This is a genomic window from Caulobacter sp. 602-1 (assembly GCF_003931565.1).
GTDB lineage: Bacteria > Pseudomonadota > Alphaproteobacteria > Caulobacterales > Caulobacteraceae > Caulobacter.
Genome location: NZ_RRYI01000004.1, coordinates 593,406 through 614,282, shown reverse-complemented (window position 1 = coordinate 614,282; position 20,877 = coordinate 593,406). Strand labels below are relative to the sequence as shown.

The window sequence follows — 20,877 nt, the reverse complement described above, 5'->3', positions numbered from 1 at the left end:
CGCCTGGTCGGCCAAGGGGAAACGTCAGATTTGGCGTTCGTCACTTCCGAAAACGTGATAACCGACCGCGCCCGCCGGGTGCGGCCAGGGACTAGAGGAACGACACTATCCATGCGGTCTGCGCGTAGCGTCACGACTTTCGCGGCCGGCGCCGCGTCCATTCTCGCCCTGACCGTGGCGAGCCTCGGCCTGCCCGCTCAAGCCCTTCAGGCGCAACAGCCGGCGGCCGCGCCGCCGGAGGTGGCCGCGCCGCCCGCCCAGGCCGCGCCGCCAGCGCCAGCGCCAGCGCCAGCGAACCCGCTGTCCGAAAGCGTGGCCGCGGTGGTCAACGATGAGATCGTCTCCAGCTACGACCTGATGCAGCGCATGCGCCTGCTGATGGCCACGTCGGGCATGCAGGCCACCCCGGAGAACCTGCCGCAGATCGAGCAGGAAGCCCTACGCTCGCTGGTCGACGAGCACCTGCAGATGCAGGAGCTGAAGCGCCTCGAGAAGCAGCAGAAGATCACGATCATCTCAACCGACAAGGAAGTCGACGAGCAGATCAGCGATATCGCCCAGTCCAACAAGATGACCGCCGAACAGCTGAAGCAGTCGCTGGTCCAGCAGGGCATCGGCCTCGACACCTGGCGCGCCCAGCTGCGCGCCGACTCGTCTTGGCAGAGCTGGATCCAGGGGCGCTATGGCTCGCGCCTGCGCATCGGCGACGATCAGGTCAAGGCCTACCAGAAGCGCCTCGCCGACGCCGCGGCCAAGCCGCAGTACCAGGTCAGCGAAGTGTTCCTCGACGCCGCCCGCGTCGGCGGCATGGAGGTGGCGACCAACGGCGCCGCCCAGCTGATCAACCAGATGCAGCAAGGCGCGCCCTTCGCCGCCGTCGCCCGCCAGTTCTCGGCCTCGGCCACGGCCGCCAACGGCGGCGACGTGGGCTGGGTCAGCCCGGGCGAGATGCCGCCCGAAGTCGACGCCGCGCTCGAAGAGCTCCGCCCCGGCCAGCTGTCCAAGCCGATCCAGGTCAAGGACGGCGTCTACATCGTCTATCTGCGCGACAAGCGCGCGGGCTCGAAGACGGCTATCGTCGACCTCAAGCAGGTCGCCGCGCCGCTGGCCGCCGACGCCACCGAGGCCCAGGTCGCCGCGGCGACGAAACTGCTGACCGACCTGAAGCCCAAGATCACCAACTGCGCGAGCCTTGAAGGCGTCGCCGGCAAGGTGGACGGCCTGGTCGCCGGCGACCTCGGCGAGGCCGAGATCACCGACCTGGCCCCCGCCTTCCAGGAAGCGGCCAACAAGCTGGACGTCGGCCAGATCTCGGATCCGATCCGCACCGACGCCGGCATGCACCTGATCGCGGTCTGCGGTAAGCGCCAGGGCGGCGCCAACGCCCCGTCGCACGACCAGATCGAGAACCGCCTGCGCGGCCAGCAGCTGGCGCTGATCTCCAAGCGCTACCTGCGCGACCTGCGCAACCAGGCGACCATCGAGACCCGATAGGCCAGAACCGGTGACACTCCGCCCCCTCGCCCTCAGCGCTGGTGATCCCGCCGGCGTCGGCGCGGAGATCATCGCCAAGGCCTGGGGCGCCCTGCGCCAGGACGGTCCGGTCTTCGTGGTGGTGGGCGACGCCCAGCTGCTGGCCTCGGCCGGCGGCGGGGTGAAGGTGCGCGCCGTCACGGGTCCTCACGAGGCCGCCGGCGTCTTCGCCGAGGCCCTGCCGGTCATCGACATCCCCCTGCTCTCTCCGGTCGTCTCCGGCCAGCCTTCGCCGACCTATGCGCCACAGGTGATCCGCTGGATCGAGACCGGCGTGGGCCTGGCCTTGTCCGGCGCCGTTTCGGGCCTGGTCACCGCCCCGATCGCCAAGGCTCCGCTCTACGAGGCTGGTTTCAAGTTCCCGGGCCACACCGAGTTCCTGGCCGAGCTGACCGCCGCGGCGACCTTCGACGGTCCGCGCGGTCCGGTCATGATGCTGGCGGCCGGCGATCTGCGGGCGACTCTGGTGACCATCCACACCGCCCTCGCCAAGGTCCCGGCCGCCCTGACCGTCGAGAGCATCGTCAACAGCGGCCTCGTCACCGCCCAGGCCCTGCGCCAGGACTTCGGGATCGCCAATCCTCGTCTGGCCGTCGCCGCCCTCAACCCGCACGCCGGCGAAGGCGGGGCCCTGGGGCGCGAGGAGATCGAGATCATCGCCCCCGCCGTACGCGCCCTGAAGGACCTGGGGGTCGACGCCGTCGGTCCGGCCCCGGCCGACACCCTGTTCCATCCGGAAGCCCGCGTCCGCTACGACGGCGTGCTGTGCATGTATCACGACCAGGCTCTGATCCCGGTCAAGATGCTGGACTTCTGGGGCGGCGTGAACATCACCCTGGGCCTGCCGATCGTGCGCACCTCGCCCGACCACGGCACCGGCTTCGACATCGCTGGACGCGGCCTGGCCCGGCCCGATAGCCTGATCGCCGCCATCAGGCTGGCGGCCGACATCGCCGCCCGCCGCGGCGCCTGAGAGAAACGACCATGAGCCTGGCCGACCTGCCGCCCTTGCGCGAGGCCCTGGAGCGCCACGACCTGCTGGCGCGCAAGAGCTTCGGCCAGCACTTCCTGCTGGACCTGAACATCACCCGCAAGATCGCCCGCATGGCTCAGGTCGGCGAAGGCGACATCGTGGTCGAGGTCGGTCCTGGTCCCGGCGGCCTGACCCGCGCCCTGCTGGAGACCGGCGCCCGCGTCGTGGCCATCGAGAAGGACAGCCGCTTCCTGCCCCTGTTGTCGGAACTGGCCGAGGTCGCCGACGGGCGCCTGGACCTGGTCGAGGGCGACGCCCTGAAGGTCGACGCCCTGAAGGCCGCCGGCGGACCGGCCCACGTGGTCTCCAACCTGCCCTACAATGTCGGCACCCAGCTGCTGATCAACTGGCTGACCGGGCCGTTCAAGCCGCTGTCCATGACCCTGATGTTCCAGAAGGAAGTCGCCGACCGTATCGTCGCCCACACCGATGACGACGCCTACGGCCGCCTGGCGGTGATCTCCCAGGTCCTATGCGACGCCAGGACGGTCATGGACCTGCCGGCCAAGGCCTTCACCCCGCCGCCCAAGGTGGCCTCGGCCGTGGTCCGCCTCGTGCCCAAGGCCGATCCGCCGCCCGCCGACCTGATCGCCGCCCTCGAACGCGTCACCGCCGCCGCCTTCGGCCAACGCCGCAAGATGCTGCGATCGAGTCTGAAGGGGCTGGGCGGCGGCGCGTTGTGCGAAAAGGCCGGCATCAGCCCCGACGCCCGCGCGGAGGTCATCGACCTGGCCGGCTTCCTGGCGCTGGCCCTAGCGAGCCTGGCCCAAGCTTCAGCTTAGGTTCATCTGGACGGACGCTTCCTGGCCCAACACCGCCAGGGAGGCTCCCATGTTCGTCCGCCTGTCCATCGCCTGCGCCCTGCTCGGCTTCTCGGCCCTGGCGATCCTGGTCTAGGCCCCCTCGAACGCCGCGATGATCGGGCACGGGCCGGTGTCGGACGCCGCGCAGGCGCGCGCCAGCTTGTCGAGGGAGGCCCGCGCCGCCCGCAGCTCGGCGATCTTCTCATCCAGCGCCATGATCCGTTCCCGCGCCAGCGCCCTCGCGCGGGCGCGATCCTCGCCGGAGTCCAGCGCCAGCAACTCGCCGATCTGCTCAAGCGTGAACCCGGCGCCCTGCGCGGCGCGAATGAACTTCAACCGCCGCAGGTCCTCGGCGTCGTAGCGCCGGACGCCGCCGGACAGCGCCGAACCGCCGGACTTGTCGGGCGTTCGCAACAGACCCCGCCGCTGATAGTAGCGCACCGTCTCCACCCCGACTCCGCCTTCGCGCGCCAAGGTCGCGATCGTGTTGGCCATGCCTTGACTCCGTACCATGGTACGGACCCTACATGGGGCGGACCCAGTCGCGCGCCAAGGAGTTCAAGCGATGAGTCCCGTGAAAACCGCCGTACTGTACCGCATGGTCATGCCCGGGCACGTCTGCCCCTATGGCCTGAAGGCGATGCACCTGCTGAAGGCCAGAGGCTATGTCGTCGAGGATCATTGGCTGAAGACTCGCGCCGAGACCGACGCCTTCAAGGCCGAGCACGACGTCAGGACCACGCCCCAGGCCTTCATCGACGGGCAGCGGATCGGCGGTTACGACGATCTGCGCCGGCATTTCGGCGCGAGGGTCCGCGATCCCAAGGCCCTGACCTACACCCCGGTGATCGCCGTCTTCGCCGTCGCCGCCCTGATCGCCCTGGCGGCCAGCCAGGCGGCCTTTCATACGCCTCTGACGGCGCAGGCCGCCGAGTGGTTCGTGGCTTTCTCCATGAGCCTGCTGGCCATGCTCAAGCTGCGCGACGTCGAGGCCTTCTCGACCATGTTCCTGAACTACGACCTGCTGGCCCGCCGCTGGATCCCCTACGGCTATGTCTATCCTTTCGCCGAGCTGACGGCCGGGGTGCTGATGGCGGCGGGCGTGCTGACGGGATTTGCCGCGCCCTTGGGCCTGTTCATCGGCGGCGTGGGCGCGGTTTCGGTGTTCAAGGCCGTCTATATCGACAAGCGCGAGCTGAAATGCGCCTGCGTTGGCGGAGACACCAACGTGCCGCTGGGCTTTGTGTCCCTGACCGAAAATTTGCTGATGGTGGCGATGGCCCTCTGGATGCTGACCCGTCACCACGGCTAATCTGCCCTGAAGTCTATTGACGGTGGGGCCGGCGCTCTCGAGCCTTGGCCAGGCGAAGTGGGGCGAATGTGACTATCAAAAGCGCGGTGAAGGCGCCATCGACGGTTGCGCGGCGCTTGCTCTTCATGGCGCTGACCCTCGCGGCCCCCGCCATCCTGCTGATGGGCGCGCTGGCGGCCCAGCAGTATGCCGAGGGGCAGCGCCGCTTCTCCACCCAGCTGATCGCCATGACCCGGGCCCTCTCCCTGGCCACCGATCGCCAGATCGGCCAGGGACAGAGCATTCTGCAAGGCCTGGCCGTCTCGCCGGCCCTGGCTCAAGGCGACCTGGCCACCTTCGAAAAACAGGCGCGCGAGGCCGTGGAGGGGCGCGAAGGCTGGATCGTGCTGATGACCCACGACGCCCAGTTGATCAATACGCGGATAGCCCCTGGTCGGCCGACACCCTACGCGCCCCTCTCGCCCACGTCCTGGCGCGAGATGACCACGGGCAAGTCGAACGTCAGCAATCTGATCCCGCGCCGGGGGGCCGGCCCAATCATCGGCGTGAACATGCCCGTCCTGGTCAACGGCAAGCTGCTGGTGCTGGCCTATATGCAGAAACCGGCGGCCTTCCACGCCCTGATGACCGCCCAGACGTTTCCCCAAACCTGGACCGCCAGCATCGTCGACCGCAATGCGGCCCTGGTGGCCCGTTCGCGCGATCAGGAAAGGATGTTGGGCAAGCACGCCAGCCTGGACATGCGGCAGGCCATGGCGCGGGCGAACGACGGCGTCGTGCGGACCCACACCCTCGACGGCGTCCAGACCTTGTCGGCCTTCAGCCGCTCGCCGACCTATGGGTGGACCTTCATCGTCGGGGTGCCGCGCGAAGAACTGAACAGGACGGTGCTGAGTTCGCTGGGCCCGGCCATCGCCGGCGCGGCTCTGCTGATCGCCCTGGGCGTGGCGGCCGCGTTCGCCTTCGCCCGTCCCATCTCCCGCGACGTCCGGGGCCTGGTGTCCGAGGCCGAGGCCCTGGCCTCCGGCCAGCCGCTGGATCCGGCCCCCTCGCACCTGCAGGAAATCGCCGAGGTGCGCGGTTCGCTGCGGGCCGCGGCCGATGTCCTGCGGGCTCGCGACGGCGACGCACGCCGCGCCGCCGACCGGCAGCAACTGATGATCAACGAGCTGAACCACCGGGTGAAGAACACCCTGGTCGTGGTCCAGTCCCTCGCCCGCCACAGCCTCCGTACAGGCGACCAGAACGGCCTCGCCCAGTTCAACGATCGCCTCTACACCCTGGCCTCCGCCCACGACCTGCTCACCCGTCGCAACTGGGAAGGCGCCGACCTGGGCGAACTGCTGGCCGAGGCGCTGAAGCCCTATGCCAGCCAGGTGACCCTTGATGGTCCGCAACTGCCGTTGGCGCCGAACGCCGCGCTGGCCCTGGCGATGATCTTCCACGAACTGGCCACCAACGCTTCGAAATACGGCGCGCTCTCGAACGAGAACGGCCGCGTGGCCGTCTCCTGGAGCCTGGGCGGCCGCACCCTGCTGACCATCGAGTGGCGCGAACGCGGCGGACCTCCGGTCAGGCCGCCCGAGCGCGGCGGCTTCGGTTCGCGCCTGATCGCCGCCAGCCTCAAGGGCGACCTGGCCGGCTCGGCGACCTTCGACTACGCCCCCGAGGGCCTGACCTGCGTGATGAGCATCATCGCGCCTCCGAAAGCCGCCTGAACGGGCGAAGCCAAGACCGATCGTCGCAGCGCCCCGTTGTCGCCTTGGCTTGGCCACACCGCGTCTGCAATAGCTCCTACCAGTCGTAGGGAAAGTACCGATGGATCTCACATTCCTGATCGGAGCCATTCTGGGCTCGGGCCTGTTCATCGTTTTCGGCCGACCGCCGGCCGAAAAGCTGATCGCCCTCGTGCAGGAACGCATGCGCGGGAACTAACGGGACGGTCGAGGACTTGATTGGGCAAGGTCGCGCAGGGCGACCGCTCACGGAGTCCCTAAGATGTCCATTCTCGCCTGGCTCCTTCTGGGCCTGATCGCCGGCTTCATCGCCAGCAAGCTCGTGAACCGTTCCGGCAGCGGCGTGCTACTCGATATCGTCCTCGGCATCGTCGGCGCGTTCGTCGGCGGCTGGCTGTTCAACCAGTTCGGCAACGCCGGCGTGTCCGGCTTCAATCTCTACAGCCTGCTGGTGGCCACCATCGGCGCCGTCGTCATCCTGGCGCTCTATCACCTGATCTTCGGCCGTCGAGCGCTCTAAGGCGCGGCGGCCCCGGCGGCGGGCGAAAGCCCGCCGTTAGGTCTCAGATCTCTTCCTTGAGAAGATCGCTCACCAACCCGCCGATCCACGGGTTGCGCGCCCGTTTCAGACGTTCGGCGTGATAGATGTGGGCCAGGTCCGAATAGGCCCGATCGAAATCCTCATTGAGAATGACGTAGTCGAAGCGCTCCCAGTCGGCGACCTCGTCCTTGGCGCGCGAAAGACGGCGGTGGATCACCTCCTCGCTGTCCTGGCTGCGCGCGTGCAGACGCCGGCTCATCTCGGCCAGAGACGGCGGCAGGATATAGACCAGCACGCTGTCGTCCTTCGCCTGGGCGTGCACCTTCATGGCGCCCTGGAAATCGATGTCGAACAGGGCGCTCTCGCCCCGTTCGAGCGCCTGCATGATCGGCGGCTTGGGGCTGCCGTAGAAATTTCCGTAGACCTCCGCCCATTCCAGGAAGGCGTCATCGTCGATCATGGCCTGGAACGCTTCGCGCGTGACGAAGTGATAGTCGCGGCCATCGTGTTCGCCAGGACGCGGCTCGCGCGTGGTGTAGCTGATCGACAGGTGCAAGTCGTTGTGGTCGGCCACCAGGCGGCGGGTCAGCGAGGTCTTGCCGACGCCAGAGGGCGCGACGACCATCAAGAGCAGGCCGCGATGGGGATGGTGGGGCTTATTCAACGTTCTGAACCTGCTCGCGGAACTGCTCGATCACGGCCTTCAGCTCCAGACCGATCGCGGTCAGGGCGGTCAGGGCCGATTTCGAGCAGAGGGTATTGGATTCTCGCATGAATTCCTGGGAGAGGAAGTCGAGCCTGCGGCCGGACGCGCCCTCGCCGGACAGGAGCGCGCGCGCGGCGACGACGTGGCTCGCCAGGCGATCGAGTTCCTCGCGCACATCGGCCTTCACGGCCTGGGCGGCGGCTTCCTGGACGATGCGGTCTTCGCTGGCCGCCTCCCCGACCAGTTCGGCCATGCGGCGGGCGAAGCGGTCCTTCAGCACCGCGGGCTGGCCGGCGGCCTCGCTTTCGGCCTGGCCCGTGAGCGCCTCGATCCTGTCGATCAGACCGTTCAGCACCGGATCGAGAGCCGCGCCTTCCTCCAGGCGCGTGGTCTTCAGCCCGTCGAGGGCCTGCCCGATCGAGCCGGCCATGCCGGCCTCGACGGCGGCGCGGTTCTCGGCGTCGTCCTCGTCCTCGCGGGCCTCGATGACGCCCTTGAGGGCCAGCAGGCCATCCAGGCTGGGCTTGGCGACCATGCCGGTGGCTACATAGGGGCCGCCGGCGGTCAGGTAGCGCTCCAGGGTCGCGATATTCACCTGGGTCTCGCCCGAGGTCTCGGCGCGCTTGGCCTGGACGTTGAGCGTCAACTGCCCGCGCTGAAAACGGGCTTGCGCGCCTTCGCGCGCGGCGCGCTCCAGGGCCTCGAAGCCCGGTGGGCCGCGGAAGCGGGTCTCGAGGTTGCGGCCGTTTACGCTGCGCGCCTCGACAGCCCAGGTCCAGGCGCCGTGGGCGCCCTCGACCCGCGCGAAGCCGGTCATCCCCGAGATCGACATGGTCTAGCCCCCCGCCAGCGGCTTGGCGGCTGGCGGAGCCGGAACCACGGGGACGCCCGCCCCGGCCCGGTCACGCTCGATCTGGCGCCACTTGGCGACGTTGGCGTTGTGCTGCTCCAGCGTCGAGGCGAACACGTGGCCGCCCGTGCCATCGGCGACGAAATAGAGGTCGTTGGTCCTGGCCGGGTTCAGCGCCGCCTCCAGGGCCGCGCGGCCCGGATTGGCGATCGGCGTCGGCGGCAGGCCATCGATCTTGTAGGTGTTGTAGGGCGTGAACGCATCCAGCTCGGACCGGCGCAGGCCGCGGCCCAGCGGACGGCCACGCGAGATGCCGTAGATCACGGTCGGGTCGGTATCGAGACGCATCCCGGTGCGCAGACGGTTGACGAAAACGGCCGCCACCTGTGGGCGCTCGCCCTTCACGCCCGTCTCCTTCTCGACGATCGAGGCCATGATCACGGCCTCTTCCTTCGACCGGTAGGGCAGGCCCGACTGGCGGTTGGCCCACAGCTGGTTCAGCAGCTTGTCGCGGTCGTCCATCATCCGCTTGAGGACGGCGGCGCGGTCCTCGCCGCGCTGGACCTCGTAGGTCTCGGGCAGGATCGCGCCCTCGGGCGGGGTCGCGGCGCTGCCTTCCAGGATGTCCGACTTGGCCAGGATGTCCATGACCATGTCCGAGGTCAGACCCTCGGGAATGGTGATCCAGTGGCGGACGATGCGGCCGTGGCGGATGGCGTCCAGCACCTGGGCCATAGAGGCGCGGCTGGCGAATTCGTATTCGCCGGCCTTCAGCGTCCGGGCCGCCCCCGTGGCCTTGGCGGCGGTCATGAAGATCGACGAGGAGCGGATCACCCCGCCCCGCTCCAGGCTGGAGGCGATCTCCGGCAGGCTGGCGCCCTTGCGCAGGACGACGGTGGTCTTGTCGCCGGCCTTCGCGGCGGGACCGGGACCGTTATAGACCCAGGCCGCGCCGAGAATGGCGACCATGCCGATCACGACCAGGGTCGTGACGGCGCCGAAGACGGCGCGGATCAGCCGCCGCCCCACGGACGCGGTTTCGCGACGGTTCGCCCGAGGGGACGAACGCTTCGGGGCGCGAGGGGCCCGAGGGGCCCGAGGGGCTGACGGCTTCTTGCTCACGAGACCTTCTTGAACACCACGGTGGCGTTGGTGCCGCCGAAGCCGAAGCTGTTGGACACCGCCACGTCGATCTTCATCGGCACGGCCTTGTTCGGCGCCAGGTTCATGGCGACGTGGACGTCGGGATTGTCGAGGTTGATGGTCGGCGGAGCGATCTGGTCGCGGATCGCCAGGATCGAGAAGATCCCCTCGATCGCGCCGGCCGCGCCCAGCAGGTGGCCCGTCATCGACTTGGTCGACGACATGACGACGTTCTTGGCGTGATCGCCCAGGAAGCGCTCGACGGCGCCGGCTTCCAGGCCGTCGGCCATGGTCGAGGTGCCGTGGGCGTTGATGTAGTCGATGTCCGAGGGCTTGAGGCCCGCGTCCTTGATCGCCGACGCCAGGGCGCGGCCGCCGCCTTCGCCGTCTTCCGACGGCGCGGTGATGTGGTGGGCGTCGCCCGACAGGCCATAGCCGACCACCTCGGCGTAGATCTTGGCCCCGCGCGCCTTGGCGTGCTCGTACTCTTCCAGCACCAGGGCGCCGGCGCCCTCGCCCATCACGAAGCCGTCGCGGTCCTTGTCATAGGGGCGCGAGGCTTTCTCAGGCGTGTCGTTCCAGTCGGTGGAGACGGCGCGGCAGGCGATAAAGCCGGCGATGCCGACCTTGCAGACGGCCGCCTCGGCGCCGCCGGCCACCATCACGTCGGCGTCGCCGTACTTGATCAGGCGCATGGCGTCGCCGATGGCGTGGGCGCCGGTGGCGCAGGCCGTGACGACCGCGTGGTTGGGGCCCTTGAAGCCGTACTTGATCGAGACCTGACCCGAGATCAGGTTGATCAGGGCCGAGGAGATGAAGAACGGGCTGACCCGGCGGGGCCCCTTGGCTTCCAGCTCGAGCGCGGTGTCGGCGATCGTCGACAGGCCGCCGATGCCCGAACCGAGGATGACGCCCGTGCGCCACTTGTCCTCGTCGGTCTCGGGAACCCAGCCCGAATCCTTGATCGCCTCGTCGGCCGCGGCGATGCCGTACAGGATGAAATCGTCCACGCGCTTCTGGTCGCGCGGGCTCATGGTCTGGTCGGGATCGAACGAGCCCTCGACGTCCGGGCCGCCGCCGCCGCGTCCGTCGACGCGCGGAACCTCGCAGGCGACCTTGCAGGCATAGTCGGTCGGATCGAAGGCCGTGATGCGGTTGGCGCCGGACTTGCCGGCCAGAATGTTCTTCCAGGTAACGTCAACACCGTGGCCCAGAGGGGTCAGCAGGCCGATACCCGTGACGACAACTCTACGCATGGATCACTCCCAAACCTTCGATGCGGGACGCGGGATGTGGGGAGAACCCCAGGGCCGCGCCACTCGCGAATCTTGGCCTCAAACGAAAACCGCCGCGCGCACGATGGCAAGAGCCCGTGCGACGCGGCGGAAATGGTCAGGTTCGACTAGCGAACTCGACGCCTTTTAGGCGGTCTTTTCCGTGATGAACTTCACGGCGTCGCCAACGGTCTGGATGTGCTCGGCGGCGTCGTCCGGGATTTCGATGTCGAACTCTTCTTCGAACGCCATCACCAGCTCAACGTTGTCGAGGCTGTCGGCGCCCAGGTCATCGATGAAGGAGGCCTTCTCGGTGACCTTCTCGGGATCGGCATCCAGGTGTTCGATGACGATCTTACGCACGCGCTCGAGAATGTCGGACATTCTGTTCAGTCCCTCGTTATGAGATTTCGGCCCTCGGACAATGAGGTTGCGCCTCACCATCTGCGGGAATTGTCGGGCTCCGCCTATCACGTTCCTTTTCGGCTTGCTAGCGGGCAGACCGAAGGAGCGACAACGGTTTTAGATCATGGCCATGCCGCCGTTGACGTGCAAGGTCTGACCGGTGACGTAACCGGCCTGGTCGCTGGCCAGGAAAACGCACGCCGCGGCGATATCGCTCCCCTCGCCCAGCCTGCCCGCCGGAATCGTCGACAGGATGCCGGCTTTCTGCTGCTCGTTGAGGGCGTCGGTCATCGGGCTGGCGATGAAGCCGGGGGCCACGCAGTTGACCGTCACGCCGCGGCTGGCCAGTTCCTGGGCCAGGGCCTTGGAGAAGCCGATCATGCCGGCCTTGGAGGCCGCGTAGTTGGTCTGGCCGGGGTTGCCGGTCACGCCGACCACCGAGGTGATGCCGATGATGCGGCCGGCGCGGCGCTTCATCATGCCCTTGGCGGCGGCGCGCGAAAGGCGGAAATAGCCTTCCAGATTGACCTTGATGACGGTTTCCCAGTCCTCGTCCTTCATGCGGACAAGCAGGCCGTCGCGGGTCACGCCGGCGTTGGCGATCACGATGTCCAGCGGCGCGCCGGCGGCTTCCTCGGCCTTGGCGACCAGCCCGTCGACGGCGGCGGAGTCGGAGAGATTCGCCGCCACGAACGACACGCGCTCGCCGAACTGGGCGGCCAGCTCCGAGAGAGCCGATTCGCGGGTGCCCGAGAGCACGACGTGCGCGCCCTGCTCGTGCAGGGCCTTGGCGATGGCGCCGCCGATGCCGCCGGTGGCGCCGGTGACAAGAGCGGTCTTGCCGGTCAGATCGAACATGTGTCGGTCTTCCTTATGGATTAGAGCGAGGCCGCGAAGGCTTCGAGATCGGCGGGCGTGTTCAGCGGGGTCGCCTCGGAGTCCGGCGCGATGCGCTTGGCCATGCCCGACAGCACCTTGCCGGCGCCGGCCTCGGCGAAACGCGTGACGCCGCCTTCCGTGGCCAGCCAGGTCATGCTCTCGCGCCAGCGGACGCGGCCGGTGACCTGCTCGACCAGCAGCTTGCGGATGACGTCCGGATCGTGGACCGGGGCGGCGGTGACATTGGCCACCAGCGGCGCGCGCGGGGCGATGATGGTGGTCTTGGACAGGGCCTGCGCCATCTCGTCGGCCGCCGGCCGCATCAGCGGGCAGTGGAACGGGGCCGAAACGTTCAGCGGGATGGCCCGCGCGCCCAGCTCCTTGGCCTTTTCGATGGCCTTGTCGACCGCGGCCTTGGCGCCGGAGATGACGACATTGCCGTTGTTGTTGTCGTTGGCCACGACGCAGACGCCGACTTCCGAGCCGGCGGCGGCGGCGGCCTCGGCCAGGGCCAGGTCGGTCTTGGGCCCGATCAGCGAAGCCATGGCGCCCTCGCCCACCGGCACGGCGCGCTGCATGGCCTGGCCGCGCAGCTTCAAGAGGCGCGCGGTGTCGGCCAGGGTGATGGCGCCGGCGGCGGCCAGGGCCGAGTACTCACCCAGCGAGTGGCCGGCGACGAAGGCGGCGCGGTCGACGCCCACGCCGAATTCCTTTTCCAGGGTCCGGGTGACCGCCAGGCTAACGGCCATCAGGGCTGGCTGAGCGTTCTCGGTCAGGGTCAGGTCGCCCTCCGGACCGTCCTTCATCAGCGCGAACAGCTTCTGGCCCAGGGCGTCGTCGACCTCCTGGAAGACCTCGCGGGCGCTGGCGAAGGCCTCGGCGAGATCGACGCCCATGCCGACCGACTGGCTGCCCTGGCCGGGGAAAATGAAGGCGATGCTCATGGCGGCCCGCTCCTTCTCAAGTCAATTCAAGGCCGGGAGGGTTAGGGGAAAGGCCCCATTGGGGCAAGTGCGGCGCGTGACGCCCAACGCTTGCAATTACGGGGCGGCCACATCCAAAGTGCGCCCGCCAGCGTAGCTGGGCCATCCTTCCTCGGAGTCGCGCCATGAAACTCATCCTCGCCGGCGTCGCCGCGTTCGCCCTCGCCGCCGCTTCGCCCGCCCTCGCCGCCCTCAAGGTCGGCGACAAGGCGCCCGACTTCACCGCCAAGGCCGCGCTGGCCGGCAAGGACTTCGACTTCAAGCTGGCCAAGGCGCTGAAGAAGGGCCCCGTGGTCCTGTACTTCTTCCCGGCCGCCTATACCGCCGGCTGCACCGCCGAGGCCCACGAATTCGCCGAGGCCACGCCCGAGTTCGAAAAGCTGGGCGCCACGGTGATCGGCGTCACGGCTGGCAATGTCGACCGCATCAAGGACTTCTCCAAGGAGCACTGCCGCGACAAGTTCGCGGTCGCCGCCGCCGACAAGGCGCTGATCAAGAGCTACGACGTGGTGCTGTCGATGAAGCCGGAATGGTCGAACCGCACGTCCTACGTGATCGCGCCCGACGGCAAGATCCTGCTCAGCTACACCGACGGGAACTTCGCTGGCCACGTCACCCAGACCATGGACGCGGTGAAGGCCTACAAGGCCAAGAAGTAGCGGCTTCAAGAAGCAACCAGCCTTTTCGGGTTCCGGCTAGCCGCGCGGGTTGAGGCGCGCGCGGCTGACGGGAGATGATCGGCCCATGACATACATTGGGATCGATCCCGCCCATATCGACCCCTCCGGCCTTGAGCTGGGGCTGCGCGGCGTCGCCATCGGCGCCTTCGCCGCTACGGGCGTGTCCCTGGCCGCCAGCCGCGAGATGACGCCGACGCGCTGGGTCGGCGTGCTGCTGATGGCTTGCGCCATGGCGCACGGCTTTGAGAGCCATTTCTACTACACGGCCCGCCTGCACCTGAGCCTGCTGACCTGGCTCCTGAGTTCGATGGCGGCCGCGGTGCTCTGGTTGTTCTGCTCGGTGCTGTTCGAGGACGAGCCGAAGATCCCGACCTGGCGCTTGGCCTTGCCCGCCGCGGTGCTGGCGCTCTGGATACCCGGCGCGTTCCTGCCCCCCTCGCCGGCGCGCGTCATCGCCTGGTGGATCTTCGCGGCCGTGTCGTTGGCGATCAACGCGCACATCCTGTTGATGACCTGGCGCGGCTGGCGGATCGACCTGGTGGAGCGCCGCCGACATCTGCGCGCGCCGATCGCGGCGGCGGCGACCGGCTACATGCTGGTCCAGACCCTGTGCGACTTCGGTTTGGGCAAGGGCCCCATGCTGCCCAGCCTGGTCCAGGCCATCGCCCTGGCCGCCCTGGGCGTCGGCTCGGCCCTGGCCCTGCTGCGCGCCGAGCCGGTGCTGGTCCAGGCCCGGCCCGCGGCCGGCGAGCCGCCCGTGGTCAAGCACGCCGAGACCCTCGACCTGACCCCCGCCGACCGCCTGGTGCTGGCCCGCCTGGACAAGGCGATGAACGACAGCGAGGTCTGGCGCGGCGAGGACCTGTCGATCGGCGCTCTGGCGGCCCTGGTCGGCGCGCCCGAACACCGCCTGCGCAAGCTGATCAACGGCACCCTGGGCCACCGCAACTTCGCCGACTACGTCAACGGCCGGCGGATCGAGGCGGCCAAGGTCGCCCTGGCCGATCCGGAGCAGGCGCTGAAGTCGGTGTCGACCATCGCCTACGATCTGGGCTTCGCCTCGCTGGGTCCGTTCAACCGCGCCTTCCGCGCCGCCACCGGCGTCACCCCGACCGCCTGGCGCCAGGACGTCACGCCCACGCACCCGCGTCTCCGGCTTATCGAAACCGGCGAAGGTCCGCCGAAAAGCGACAAACGGGCCTGATTTCAAGTTCGGCGCGACGGGCGAAGAACCGGCCGCTTCCTTGGCGAGGTCTTTCGCTCTGGAGCCCGGATAAATGCTCGACACTCTCCTCCCCTTCGCCCGCAACTGGCTGGACGCCATGTGGGTCGATGTCACCCGTTATGCGATCTTCTCGGTCGGCCTCTGGCTGGTGCTGTGGGTCGTCCTGGCGATCCCGCTTGCCGGCCGCAAGATCCGCGACAGCAAGCCCCCCGCTCGCCAACTGCTGACCGAGTTCGCGACCTCGATCCGTTCGATCGCCATCTTCTCGACCGTGGGCCTGCTGACCTTCGGCCTGTTCCGCGCCGGCTGGCTGCCGGGACCCGATATCGCCAAGAGCTGGGGCCCGGTCTGGTTCTGGACCAGTCTCGTCCTGATGATCGTCGCCCACGACGCGTGGTTCTACTGGACCCACCGGCTGATCCACGACCGCCGCCTGTTCCGGCGCTTCCACCGCCGGCACCACAGGTCGAACAACCCCTCACCGTTCACCGCCTACAGCTTCGACCTGGGCGAGGCCTTCATCAACGGCGTGTTCGTGCCGCTGTGGATGATCGTGGTTCCCACCCAATGGCCGGTGGTGGGCCTGTTCATGCTGCACCAGATCGTCCGCAACACGATCGGCCACTCGGGCTACGAGCTGTTTCCCGCCCGCAAGGACGGCCGGCCGCTGCTCCCGTTCCTGACGACCGTGACCCACCACGACCTGCACCACGCCCAGGCGGGGTGGAACTACGGCCTCTACTTCACCTTTTGGGACAAGGTCATGGGCACCGAGCACCCTGAGTATCTGAAGCGCTTCGCGGCCGTCACCGCCAAAAAGCCGAAGAACGACGGGGATCGCGAGCTGGAGGCTACCAGCCGACCTTCACCAGCTTGATCATGGCGCGGGCGTCCTGCAGCCGCCAGCTTTCGCGCTCGTTGCTGACGCCCCGCACGCTGACGGTGAATTCGGCGGGGATGTCGAACGGCCGGGTCAGGCTCAGGTCGACGCCCTCGTCGCCCGTGGAGCCGCCGCCAAAGGCGATCGAGCCGACCGGCTTGCCGTCCAGGGTCAGGGACGAGCGGATATTGGCGCGGGCCACGGGGATCTTGCCAGGCACGGCGATCGCCTGGCTGGCGTCCATGTCCATCGAGACGCGGATATAGTTGGCGCGCGGCAGGAGTCCGAAGCCGAAGGCCTTGGACATCGAAGAGCGCACCTTGGCCTCGTTCTCGTTCCACGAGGCGCCGAGCGCCACCGACCGCTGGCCGACGCGCTGGTCGTCGGGCTTCTGGGTCAGGTTGAGATCGAAGTCGTAGGTCGGATTCTCGATCATGCCCGAGGACCTGACCGTCAGGGCGACCTTCTCGGTGTCGGTGGACAGATCCAGCGGGATGGCCGCGGAATAGCCAGCGAACCGGCCTTCGCGCGCCGAGACCGAGGTGACGGGCTTCTGGATGATCTCGGCATGCGCCGTCCCGGCGGCCAAGGCCGCTGCGAATGCCACCAAGAGACGATCACCGATCCTCATGTTCGCCTGCTAGCATAGTTGGGCGGCGGGATGAACCCGGCCAATGTCGTTTATCGGACACCGCCCCGCATCGCCTGGTTCGGCGGCAAACCTCGATGCGGCTTGCCTTTCAAGCCCATCTTCTGTAAGAGCGCGCGTTCTCACGGAAGAGCGGTCTTGCACGCACCCATCCGGGACCGGGGATTTCCCCGCTCGGTGTGCAGGATCCATCGTGGACGTCGGACTTCCGCCGACGACCGCGCCGCCTTCCCCAACGGAAGAAGGAAAACATGGCGTTCTACGAACACGTGGTCATCGCGCGGCAAGATATCTCGCCGCAACAGGCCGAAGCTCTGAACGAGCAACTGAAGACCCTCATCGAAGAGAATGGCGGCCACATCGCCAAGATCGAGTACTGGGGCCTTCGCAACCTCACCTACCGCATCAAGAAGAACCGCAAGGGCCACTACTCCCTGCTCGCGATCGACGCCCCGGCGCCGGCCGTGAAGGAAATGGAACGTCAGCTGCTCATCAACGAAGATGTGCTGCGCTTCATGACCATCCGCGTGGAAGAGCTGGACCTGGAACTGTCGCCGGTTCTCGCCCGTCGTGACCGTGGCGATCGCCCGGAACGTCCGCGCGAAGACTTCGCGCCCCAGGCTCAAGCGTAAGGGAGAGATAGATCATGACCGATACGACCGCTCCCGAAGCCGGCGCTCCGGCCGCCGCCGCTGGCGGCGCCCGCCGCCCGTTCTTCCGTCGCCGCAAGGTTTGCCCGTTCTCGGGCGCCAACGCGCCGAAGATCGACTACAAGGACGTGAAGCTGCTGCAGCGTTACGTTTCCGAACGCGGCAAGATCGTCCCGTCGCGCATCACCGCGGTGTCGGCCAAGAAGCAACGCGAACTGGCCAAGGCCATCAAGCGCGCCCGCTTCCTGGCTCTGCTCCCCTACGTCGTGAAGTAAGGGAGACACCACGATGAAAGTCATTCTGCTCGAACGCGTCGAAGGCACCGGCGTCCTGGGTGACGAAGTCACCGTGAAGGACGGCTTCGCCCGTAACTTCCTGCTGCCCCGCGGCAAGGCCCTGCGCGCCACCAAGGCGAACCTGGCCACCTTCGAAGCTCAGCGCGCTGAGATCGAAGCCCGCAACGTCAAGAACCGTGAAGCCGCCGGCAAGAACGGTGAAGCGCTGGACGGCACACAATACATCCTGATCCGTCAGGCTGGCGAAAGCGGCCAGCTGTACGGTTCGGTCGCGGGCCGCGACGTCGCCGACGCCATCAAGGCCGAAGGCGGCAAGGTCGACCGCTCGATGATCGTGCTGGACAAGCCGATCAAGACGCTGGGCGTCCACGAAGTGAAGGTGAAGCTGCATGCTGAAGTGACCATCACGGTCACCCTCAACATCGCGCGCAGCCAGGACGAAGCCGAGCGCCAAGCGCGCGGCGAAAACGTGATCAACTCGCAGTTCGAGGAAGATCGCGCGGCCGAAGCCGAAGCCGCCCAAGACATGGCGGAAGGCGGCGCCGGCTCGTTCGAAGGCGACCACTACGAAGCCTAAGACCCGTCTGGGTTCTGAACGTTTCAAGAGAACGGCGCGGAGCGATCCGCGCCGTTTTTTTCTGCGTCGAAGCGTAGAAATGTTCAGCTTGTACGCACACCGATGAAATCCCATGTTCGCCGTGGGGGCAATCAAGACCCCCGCTTCGGGGCTTGAGGACGTGCGCCTCATCCCCGGCCACGAGAGGGGATTTCTCATGCGTTACAGAAGCTTATTGCTGGCCGCCGCTTCGCTGACGGCCTTCGCCGCGGCCGCCAACGCCCAGACGGCCACGCCGCCGGCGGACGAAAACACCAATGTCGACGAGATCGTCGTCACCGGCACCCGCACCGCCGGCCGCTCGCGCCTGGACACCCTGGCCCCGGTCGACGTCGTCACCGCCAAGACCCTGCAGCAGCGCGGCAGCACCGAGCTGGCCACCGCCCTGGCCGCCACGGTTCCGTCGATCACCTTCCCGCGCCCGTCGAACACCGACGGCACCGATTCGGTTCGTCCGGCCGTGCTGCGCGGCCAGGGCCCCGACCAGACCCTGGTTCTGGTCAACGGCACGCGCCGCCACACGACCGCCCTGGTCAACCTGAACGGTTCGGTCGGCCGCGGCTCGGCCGCCGTCGACCTCAACGCCATCCCGTCGGTCGCCCTGGACCGCATCGAGGTCCTGCGTGACGGCGCCGCGGCCCAGTACGGCTCGGACGCCATCGCCGGCGTCATCAACCTGCGCCTGCGCGAAGCCGACCACGGCGGCGGCGTCACGGTCACGGCCGGCAAGTACATCACCAGCTTCGACGGCCTGCAGACGGGCGCCAAGCAGAAGCGTCGCGACGGCGCGACCAAGACGGTGGCGGGCTGGCAAGGCCTCAAGCTCGGTTCGGACGGCTTCCTCACGCTGTCGGCCGAGTATGTTGACCGCGACTTCACCAACCGAAGCGACACCGACACCCGCGTCACCCCGCAACGCGTCACCTCGCGCTTCGGCGATCCCGAGGTCGAGCAGGTCAGCTTCTACGCCAACGCCGGCAAGCCGATCGGCGACAACTGGCAGCTCTACGGCTGGTACGGCTATCAGCAGCGCGACAGCGAGGCCTCGGCCACCTACCGCCTGCCGACCGACGCCAGCCAGAACATCCCCAGCGTCTATCCCAACGGCTATCTGCCGCTGATCACCACCAACACAGAGGACGTCACCGCCGCCATCGGCCTGCGCGGCGACCTGGCCGGCTGGAAGATCGACACCAACCTTGTCTACGGCAAGAACGACCTTGATTTCGGGGTCAAGAACACCCTCAACCCGTCGTATGGCCCGACCTCGCCCACCAACTTCCAGGCCGGCGGCCTGACCTATGACCAACTGGTCTTCGGCCTCGACGCCAGCCAGGAATTCGATGTCGGCCTCGCCGGCCCGCTGAACGTCGCCTTCGGCCTGGAGGCCCGCCGCGAGACCTACAAGATCAACGCCGGCGAAGTGGCGTCCTACGCCCGCGGCACGGTCTCGCCGACCCTGGCCTTTGGTTCGCGCGGCTTCACCGGCTTCACACCCAGCAACGTCATCGACGTCGATCGCGACGCCGTCGGCGCCTATCTGGACCTGGAAGGCAAGCTGACCGATAAGCTGACCGCTTCGGCCGCCGTCCGTCGCGAACACTATTCGGACTTCGGCAACAACACGAGCTGGAAGCTGGCGGGCCGCTACGACTTCACCGACGCCTTCGCCCTCCGCGGCGCGGTCTCGACCGGCTTCCGCGCCCCGAGCCTGCAGCAGCAGTACTTTACCTCGACCTCGATCCTGTACATCAACCAGCTGGTCGGCGGCGTGACCACGGCCGTACCGTTCGAGACCGGCACCTATCCGTCGGTCAGCACGGTCGGCCAGGCCCTGGGCGGCAAGCCGCTGGAGCCAGAGAAGTCCAAGAACTTCTCGCTGGGCGCGGTCTACCACAAGGGTCCGTTCGAGCTGACGATCGACGCCTACCAGATCAATGTCGACAACCGCATCGTCCTCAGCGAGACCCTGACGGGCAGCGCCACCGCGGCCGCGGGCACCAACGCCCGGGTGATCTTCGACCTGCTGTCGCGATACGGCGCCTCGGCCGGCCGCTTCTTCACCAACGGCGTCGACACCAAGACCAAGGGCGTCGACATCGTGGCCCGCTATCGGATCCTCGACGAACAGGCCGGCACGTTCGACCTGACGGCGGCGGCTAACGTCAACGACTTCAAGGTCAACCGCACGCCCACCACCACCGTGCTGCCGACCCCGACCACGCTGTTCGGCCGCCAGGCCACGCTGCGCTTCGAGGAAGGCACGCCGCGCAACAAGGTCTCGCTGCAAGGCGACTGGAGCAAGGGCCCCTGGGGCGCCACCCTGCGCACCACGCTCTATGGCAACGTCCTGTCGCCCGGCACCGCCGCCGACGGCAGCGGCGACTGGCACACGGGCTCGCAGGGCATCGTCGACCTGGAGGCGCGCCGCCGCTTCGGCGAGCACACCACGGTGTCGCTGGGCGCGGACAACCTGTTCGACCAGTATCCCGACCAGGTGCCGCCGAACCTCAACACCAGCGGCGGCAACCCGTTCTCCAGCTTCTCGCCGTTCGGCTTCAACGGCCGCTACCTCTACGGCCGCCTGGCGATCAACTGGTAAGCCGCGAAATCGCGCAAACGTTTGGGCTCGGAGAGCGATCTCCGGGCCCTTTCTTATGGCGAAAGTGCAAGCGCACAGGCT

22 protein-coding genes are annotated in these 20,877 nt (G+C 67.9%); 13 read left to right on the top strand and 9 right to left on the bottom strand.

The genetic code is table 11. The annotated features are described in order from the left end of the window. Positions 1–111 precede the first annotated feature (111 nt). From EIK80_RS15355 to rsmA, 3 genes are read left to right on the top strand one after another with little or no spacing between them, the layout of a single operon-like run. Positions 112–1,494, top strand: coding sequence for a peptidylprolyl isomerase (locus EIK80_RS15355; RefSeq protein WP_199743492.1), 1,383 nt, complete (start codon positions 112–114; stop codon positions 1,492–1,494). Positions 1,495–1,504: 10 nt separating this feature from the next. Continuing rightward, entirely contained in the window at positions 1,505–2,506 is a 1,002-nt protein-coding gene (gene pdxA, locus EIK80_RS15350) for a 4-hydroxythreonine-4-phosphate dehydrogenase PdxA (RefSeq protein ID WP_125157864.1), read from the top strand. Between the two features lie 11 nt (positions 2,507–2,517). Next, positions 2,518–3,348, top strand: coding sequence for a 16S rRNA (adenine(1518)-N(6)/adenine(1519)-N(6))-dimethyltransferase RsmA (rsmA, locus tag EIK80_RS15345; protein WP_125157863.1), 831 nt, complete (start codon positions 2,518–2,520; stop codon positions 3,346–3,348). 111 nt (positions 3,349–3,459) lie between these two features. On the opposite strand, the gene EIK80_RS15340 is transcribed toward rsmA, so the two are convergent. Continuing rightward, a complete protein-coding gene (locus tag EIK80_RS15340; protein WP_125157862.1) occupies positions 3,460–3,864 on the bottom strand; it encodes a MerR family DNA-binding protein in 405 nt (134 codons plus the stop codon). Between the two features lie 70 nt (positions 3,865–3,934). On the opposite strand from EIK80_RS15340, the gene EIK80_RS15335 reads away from it, so the two are divergent. The 3 genes from EIK80_RS15335 to EIK80_RS15325 all read left to right on the top strand — a co-directional run bounded on the left by EIK80_RS15335 (position 3,935) and on the right by EIK80_RS15325 (position 6,937). Continuing rightward, positions 3,935–4,681: a MauE/DoxX family redox-associated membrane protein gene (locus tag EIK80_RS15335; protein WP_199743490.1), complete on the top strand. Its 747-nt coding sequence runs from the start codon at positions 3,935–3,937 to the stop codon at positions 4,679–4,681. A 68-nt stretch (positions 4,682–4,749) separates the two neighbouring features. Next, positions 4,750–6,399: a sensor histidine kinase gene (locus tag EIK80_RS15330; protein ID WP_199743489.1), complete on the top strand. Its 1,650-nt coding sequence runs from the start codon at positions 4,750–4,752 to the stop codon at positions 6,397–6,399. A gap of 280 nt (positions 6,400–6,679) precedes the next feature. After that, complete coding sequence (locus EIK80_RS15325; protein WP_125157860.1) at positions 6,680–6,937, top strand: GlsB/YeaQ/YmgE family stress response membrane protein; 258 nt, start codon at positions 6,680–6,682, stop codon at positions 6,935–6,937. A gap of 43 nt (positions 6,938–6,980) precedes the next feature. Here EIK80_RS15325 and gmk read toward each other — a convergent pair whose 3' ends face one another. The 7 genes from gmk to fabD all read right to left on the bottom strand — a co-directional run bounded on the left by gmk (position 6,981) and on the right by fabD (position 13,159). Next, a complete protein-coding gene (gene gmk / locus EIK80_RS15320; protein WP_125157859.1) occupies positions 6,981–7,622 on the bottom strand; it encodes a guanylate kinase in 642 nt (213 codons plus the stop codon). Continuing rightward, complete coding sequence (locus EIK80_RS15315; RefSeq protein WP_125157858.1) at positions 7,615–8,496, bottom strand: YicC/YloC family endoribonuclease; 882 nt, start codon at positions 8,494–8,496, stop codon at positions 7,615–7,617. Before EIK80_RS15315 ends, gmk begins: the two co-directional genes overlap by 8 nt. A 3-nt stretch (positions 8,497–8,499) precedes the next feature. Then, the gene (gene mltG, locus EIK80_RS15310) at positions 8,500–9,636 is read right to left on the bottom strand and encodes an endolytic transglycosylase MltG (protein ID WP_125157857.1); all 1,137 of its coding nucleotides are present in this window, start codon (positions 9,634–9,636) and stop codon (positions 8,500–8,502) included. Then, on the bottom strand, positions 9,633–10,913 hold the full coding sequence (gene fabF / locus EIK80_RS15305; protein WP_125157856.1) for a beta-ketoacyl-ACP synthase II: 1,281 nt from the start codon (positions 10,911–10,913) through the stop codon (positions 9,633–9,635). Before fabF ends, mltG begins: the two co-directional genes overlap by 4 nt. A 165-nt stretch (positions 10,914–11,078) precedes the next feature. After that, entirely contained in the window at positions 11,079–11,315 is a 237-nt protein-coding gene (locus EIK80_RS15300) for an acyl carrier protein (protein ID WP_004615098.1), read from the bottom strand. A gap of 138 nt (positions 11,316–11,453) precedes the next feature. Further along, on the bottom strand, positions 11,454–12,194 hold the full coding sequence (fabG, locus tag EIK80_RS15295; RefSeq protein WP_125157855.1) for a 3-oxoacyl-[acyl-carrier-protein] reductase: 741 nt from the start codon (positions 12,192–12,194) through the stop codon (positions 11,454–11,456). 20 nt (positions 12,195–12,214) lie between these two features. Further along, the gene (fabD, locus tag EIK80_RS15290) at positions 12,215–13,159 is read right to left on the bottom strand and encodes an ACP S-malonyltransferase (protein ID WP_125157854.1); all 945 of its coding nucleotides are present in this window, start codon (positions 13,157–13,159) and stop codon (positions 12,215–12,217) included. Between the two features lie 164 nt (positions 13,160–13,323). Here fabD and EIK80_RS15285 point away from each other — a divergent pair, with 164 nt between their 5' ends. From EIK80_RS15285 to EIK80_RS15275, 3 genes are all read left to right on the top strand, one after another. Next, entirely contained in the window at positions 13,324–13,857 is a 534-nt protein-coding gene (locus EIK80_RS15285) for a peroxiredoxin (protein ID WP_125157853.1), read from the top strand. Positions 13,858–13,942: 85 nt separating this feature from the next. Next, a complete protein-coding gene (locus EIK80_RS15280) occupies positions 13,943–15,082 on the top strand; it encodes an AraC family transcriptional regulator (protein ID WP_125157852.1) in 1,140 nt (379 codons plus the stop codon). 73 nt (positions 15,083–15,155) lie between these two features. Then, positions 15,156–15,980, top strand: a complete 825-nt coding sequence (locus tag EIK80_RS15275) for a sterol desaturase family protein (protein ID WP_125157851.1) — start codon at positions 15,156–15,158, stop codon at positions 15,978–15,980. On the opposite strand, the gene EIK80_RS15270 is transcribed toward EIK80_RS15275, so the two are convergent. Beyond that, positions 15,955–16,614 (bottom strand): hypothetical protein, encoded by a 660-nt coding sequence (locus EIK80_RS15270; protein ID WP_125157850.1) that lies wholly within the window; start codon positions 16,612–16,614, stop codon positions 15,955–15,957. The genes EIK80_RS15275 and EIK80_RS15270 overlap by 26 nt on opposite strands. Before the next feature lie 269 nt (positions 16,615–16,883). On the opposite strand from EIK80_RS15270, the gene rpsF reads away from it, so the two are divergent. The 4 genes from rpsF to EIK80_RS15250 all read left to right on the top strand — a co-directional run bounded on the left by rpsF (position 16,884) and on the right by EIK80_RS15250 (position 20,796). After that, on the top strand, positions 16,884–17,264 hold the full coding sequence (gene rpsF, locus EIK80_RS15265) for a 30S ribosomal protein S6 (protein WP_099577449.1): 381 nt from the start codon (positions 16,884–16,886) through the stop codon (positions 17,262–17,264). A 14-nt stretch (positions 17,265–17,278) separates the two neighbouring features. Beyond that, entirely contained in the window at positions 17,279–17,557 is a 279-nt protein-coding gene (rpsR, locus tag EIK80_RS15260; protein ID WP_004615089.1) for a 30S ribosomal protein S18, read from the top strand. Positions 17,558–17,570: 13 nt separating this feature from the next. Beyond that, a complete protein-coding gene (gene rplI / locus EIK80_RS15255) occupies positions 17,571–18,155 on the top strand; it encodes a 50S ribosomal protein L9 (protein ID WP_125157849.1) in 585 nt (194 codons plus the stop codon). A gap of 196 nt (positions 18,156–18,351) precedes the next feature. After that, positions 18,352–20,796 carry a TonB-dependent siderophore receptor gene (locus EIK80_RS15250; RefSeq protein WP_125157848.1) on the top strand — a complete coding sequence of 815 codons (2,445 nt, stop codon included), beginning with the start codon at positions 18,352–18,354 and terminating at the stop codon, positions 20,794–20,796. Positions 20,797–20,877 lie beyond the last annotated feature (81 nt).

What these genes read in the sequence shown, in the direction of transcription:
- EIK80_RS15355 (WP_199743492.1), top strand. Translation starts at nt 112, where the DNA reads ATGCGGTCTGCGCGTAGCGTCACGACTTTCGCGGCCGGCGCCGCGTCC.
- rsmA (WP_125157863.1), top strand. Translation starts at nt 2,518, where the DNA reads ATGAGCCTGGCCGACCTGCCGCCCTTGCGCGAGGCCCTGGAGCGCCAC.
- EIK80_RS15340 (WP_125157862.1), bottom strand. Translation starts at nt 3,864, where the DNA reads ATGGCCAACACGATCGCGACCTTGGCGCGCGAAGGCGGAGTCGGGGTG.
- EIK80_RS15335 (WP_199743490.1), top strand. Translation starts at nt 3,935, where the DNA reads ATGAGTCCCGTGAAAACCGCCGTACTGTACCGCATGGTCATGCCCGGG.
- EIK80_RS15325 (WP_125157860.1), top strand. Translation starts at nt 6,680, where the DNA reads ATGTCCATTCTCGCCTGGCTCCTTCTGGGCCTGATCGCCGGCTTCATC.
- EIK80_RS15315 (WP_125157858.1), bottom strand. Translation starts at nt 8,496, where the DNA reads ATGTCGATCTCGGGGATGACCGGCTTCGCGCGGGTCGAGGGCGCCCAC.
- fabF (WP_125157856.1), bottom strand. Translation starts at nt 10,913, where the DNA reads ATGCGTAGAGTTGTCGTCACGGGTATCGGCCTGCTGACCCCTCTGGGC.
- EIK80_RS15300 (WP_004615098.1), bottom strand. Translation starts at nt 11,315, where the DNA reads ATGTCCGACATTCTCGAGCGCGTGCGTAAGATCGTCATCGAACACCTG.
- fabG (WP_125157855.1), bottom strand. Translation starts at nt 12,194, where the DNA reads ATGTTCGATCTGACCGGCAAGACCGCTCTTGTCACCGGCGCCACCGGC.
- fabD (WP_125157854.1), bottom strand. Translation starts at nt 13,159, where the DNA reads ATGAGCATCGCCTTCATTTTCCCCGGCCAGGGCAGCCAGTCGGTCGGC.
- EIK80_RS15285 (WP_125157853.1), top strand. Translation starts at nt 13,324, where the DNA reads ATGAAACTCATCCTCGCCGGCGTCGCCGCGTTCGCCCTCGCCGCCGCT.
- EIK80_RS15280 (WP_125157852.1), top strand. Translation starts at nt 13,943, where the DNA reads ATGACATACATTGGGATCGATCCCGCCCATATCGACCCCTCCGGCCTT.
- EIK80_RS15275 (WP_125157851.1), top strand. Translation starts at nt 15,156, where the DNA reads ATGCTCGACACTCTCCTCCCCTTCGCCCGCAACTGGCTGGACGCCATG.
- EIK80_RS15270 (WP_125157850.1), bottom strand. Translation starts at nt 16,614, where the DNA reads ATGAGGATCGGTGATCGTCTCTTGGTGGCATTCGCAGCGGCCTTGGCC.
- rpsF (WP_099577449.1), top strand. Translation starts at nt 16,884, where the DNA reads ATGGCGTTCTACGAACACGTGGTCATCGCGCGGCAAGATATCTCGCCG.
- rpsR (WP_004615089.1), top strand. Translation starts at nt 17,279, where the DNA reads ATGACCGATACGACCGCTCCCGAAGCCGGCGCTCCGGCCGCCGCCGCT.
- rplI (WP_125157849.1), top strand. Translation starts at nt 17,571, where the DNA reads ATGAAAGTCATTCTGCTCGAACGCGTCGAAGGCACCGGCGTCCTGGGT.
- EIK80_RS15250 (WP_125157848.1), top strand. Translation starts at nt 18,352, where the DNA reads ATGCGTTACAGAAGCTTATTGCTGGCCGCCGCTTCGCTGACGGCCTTC.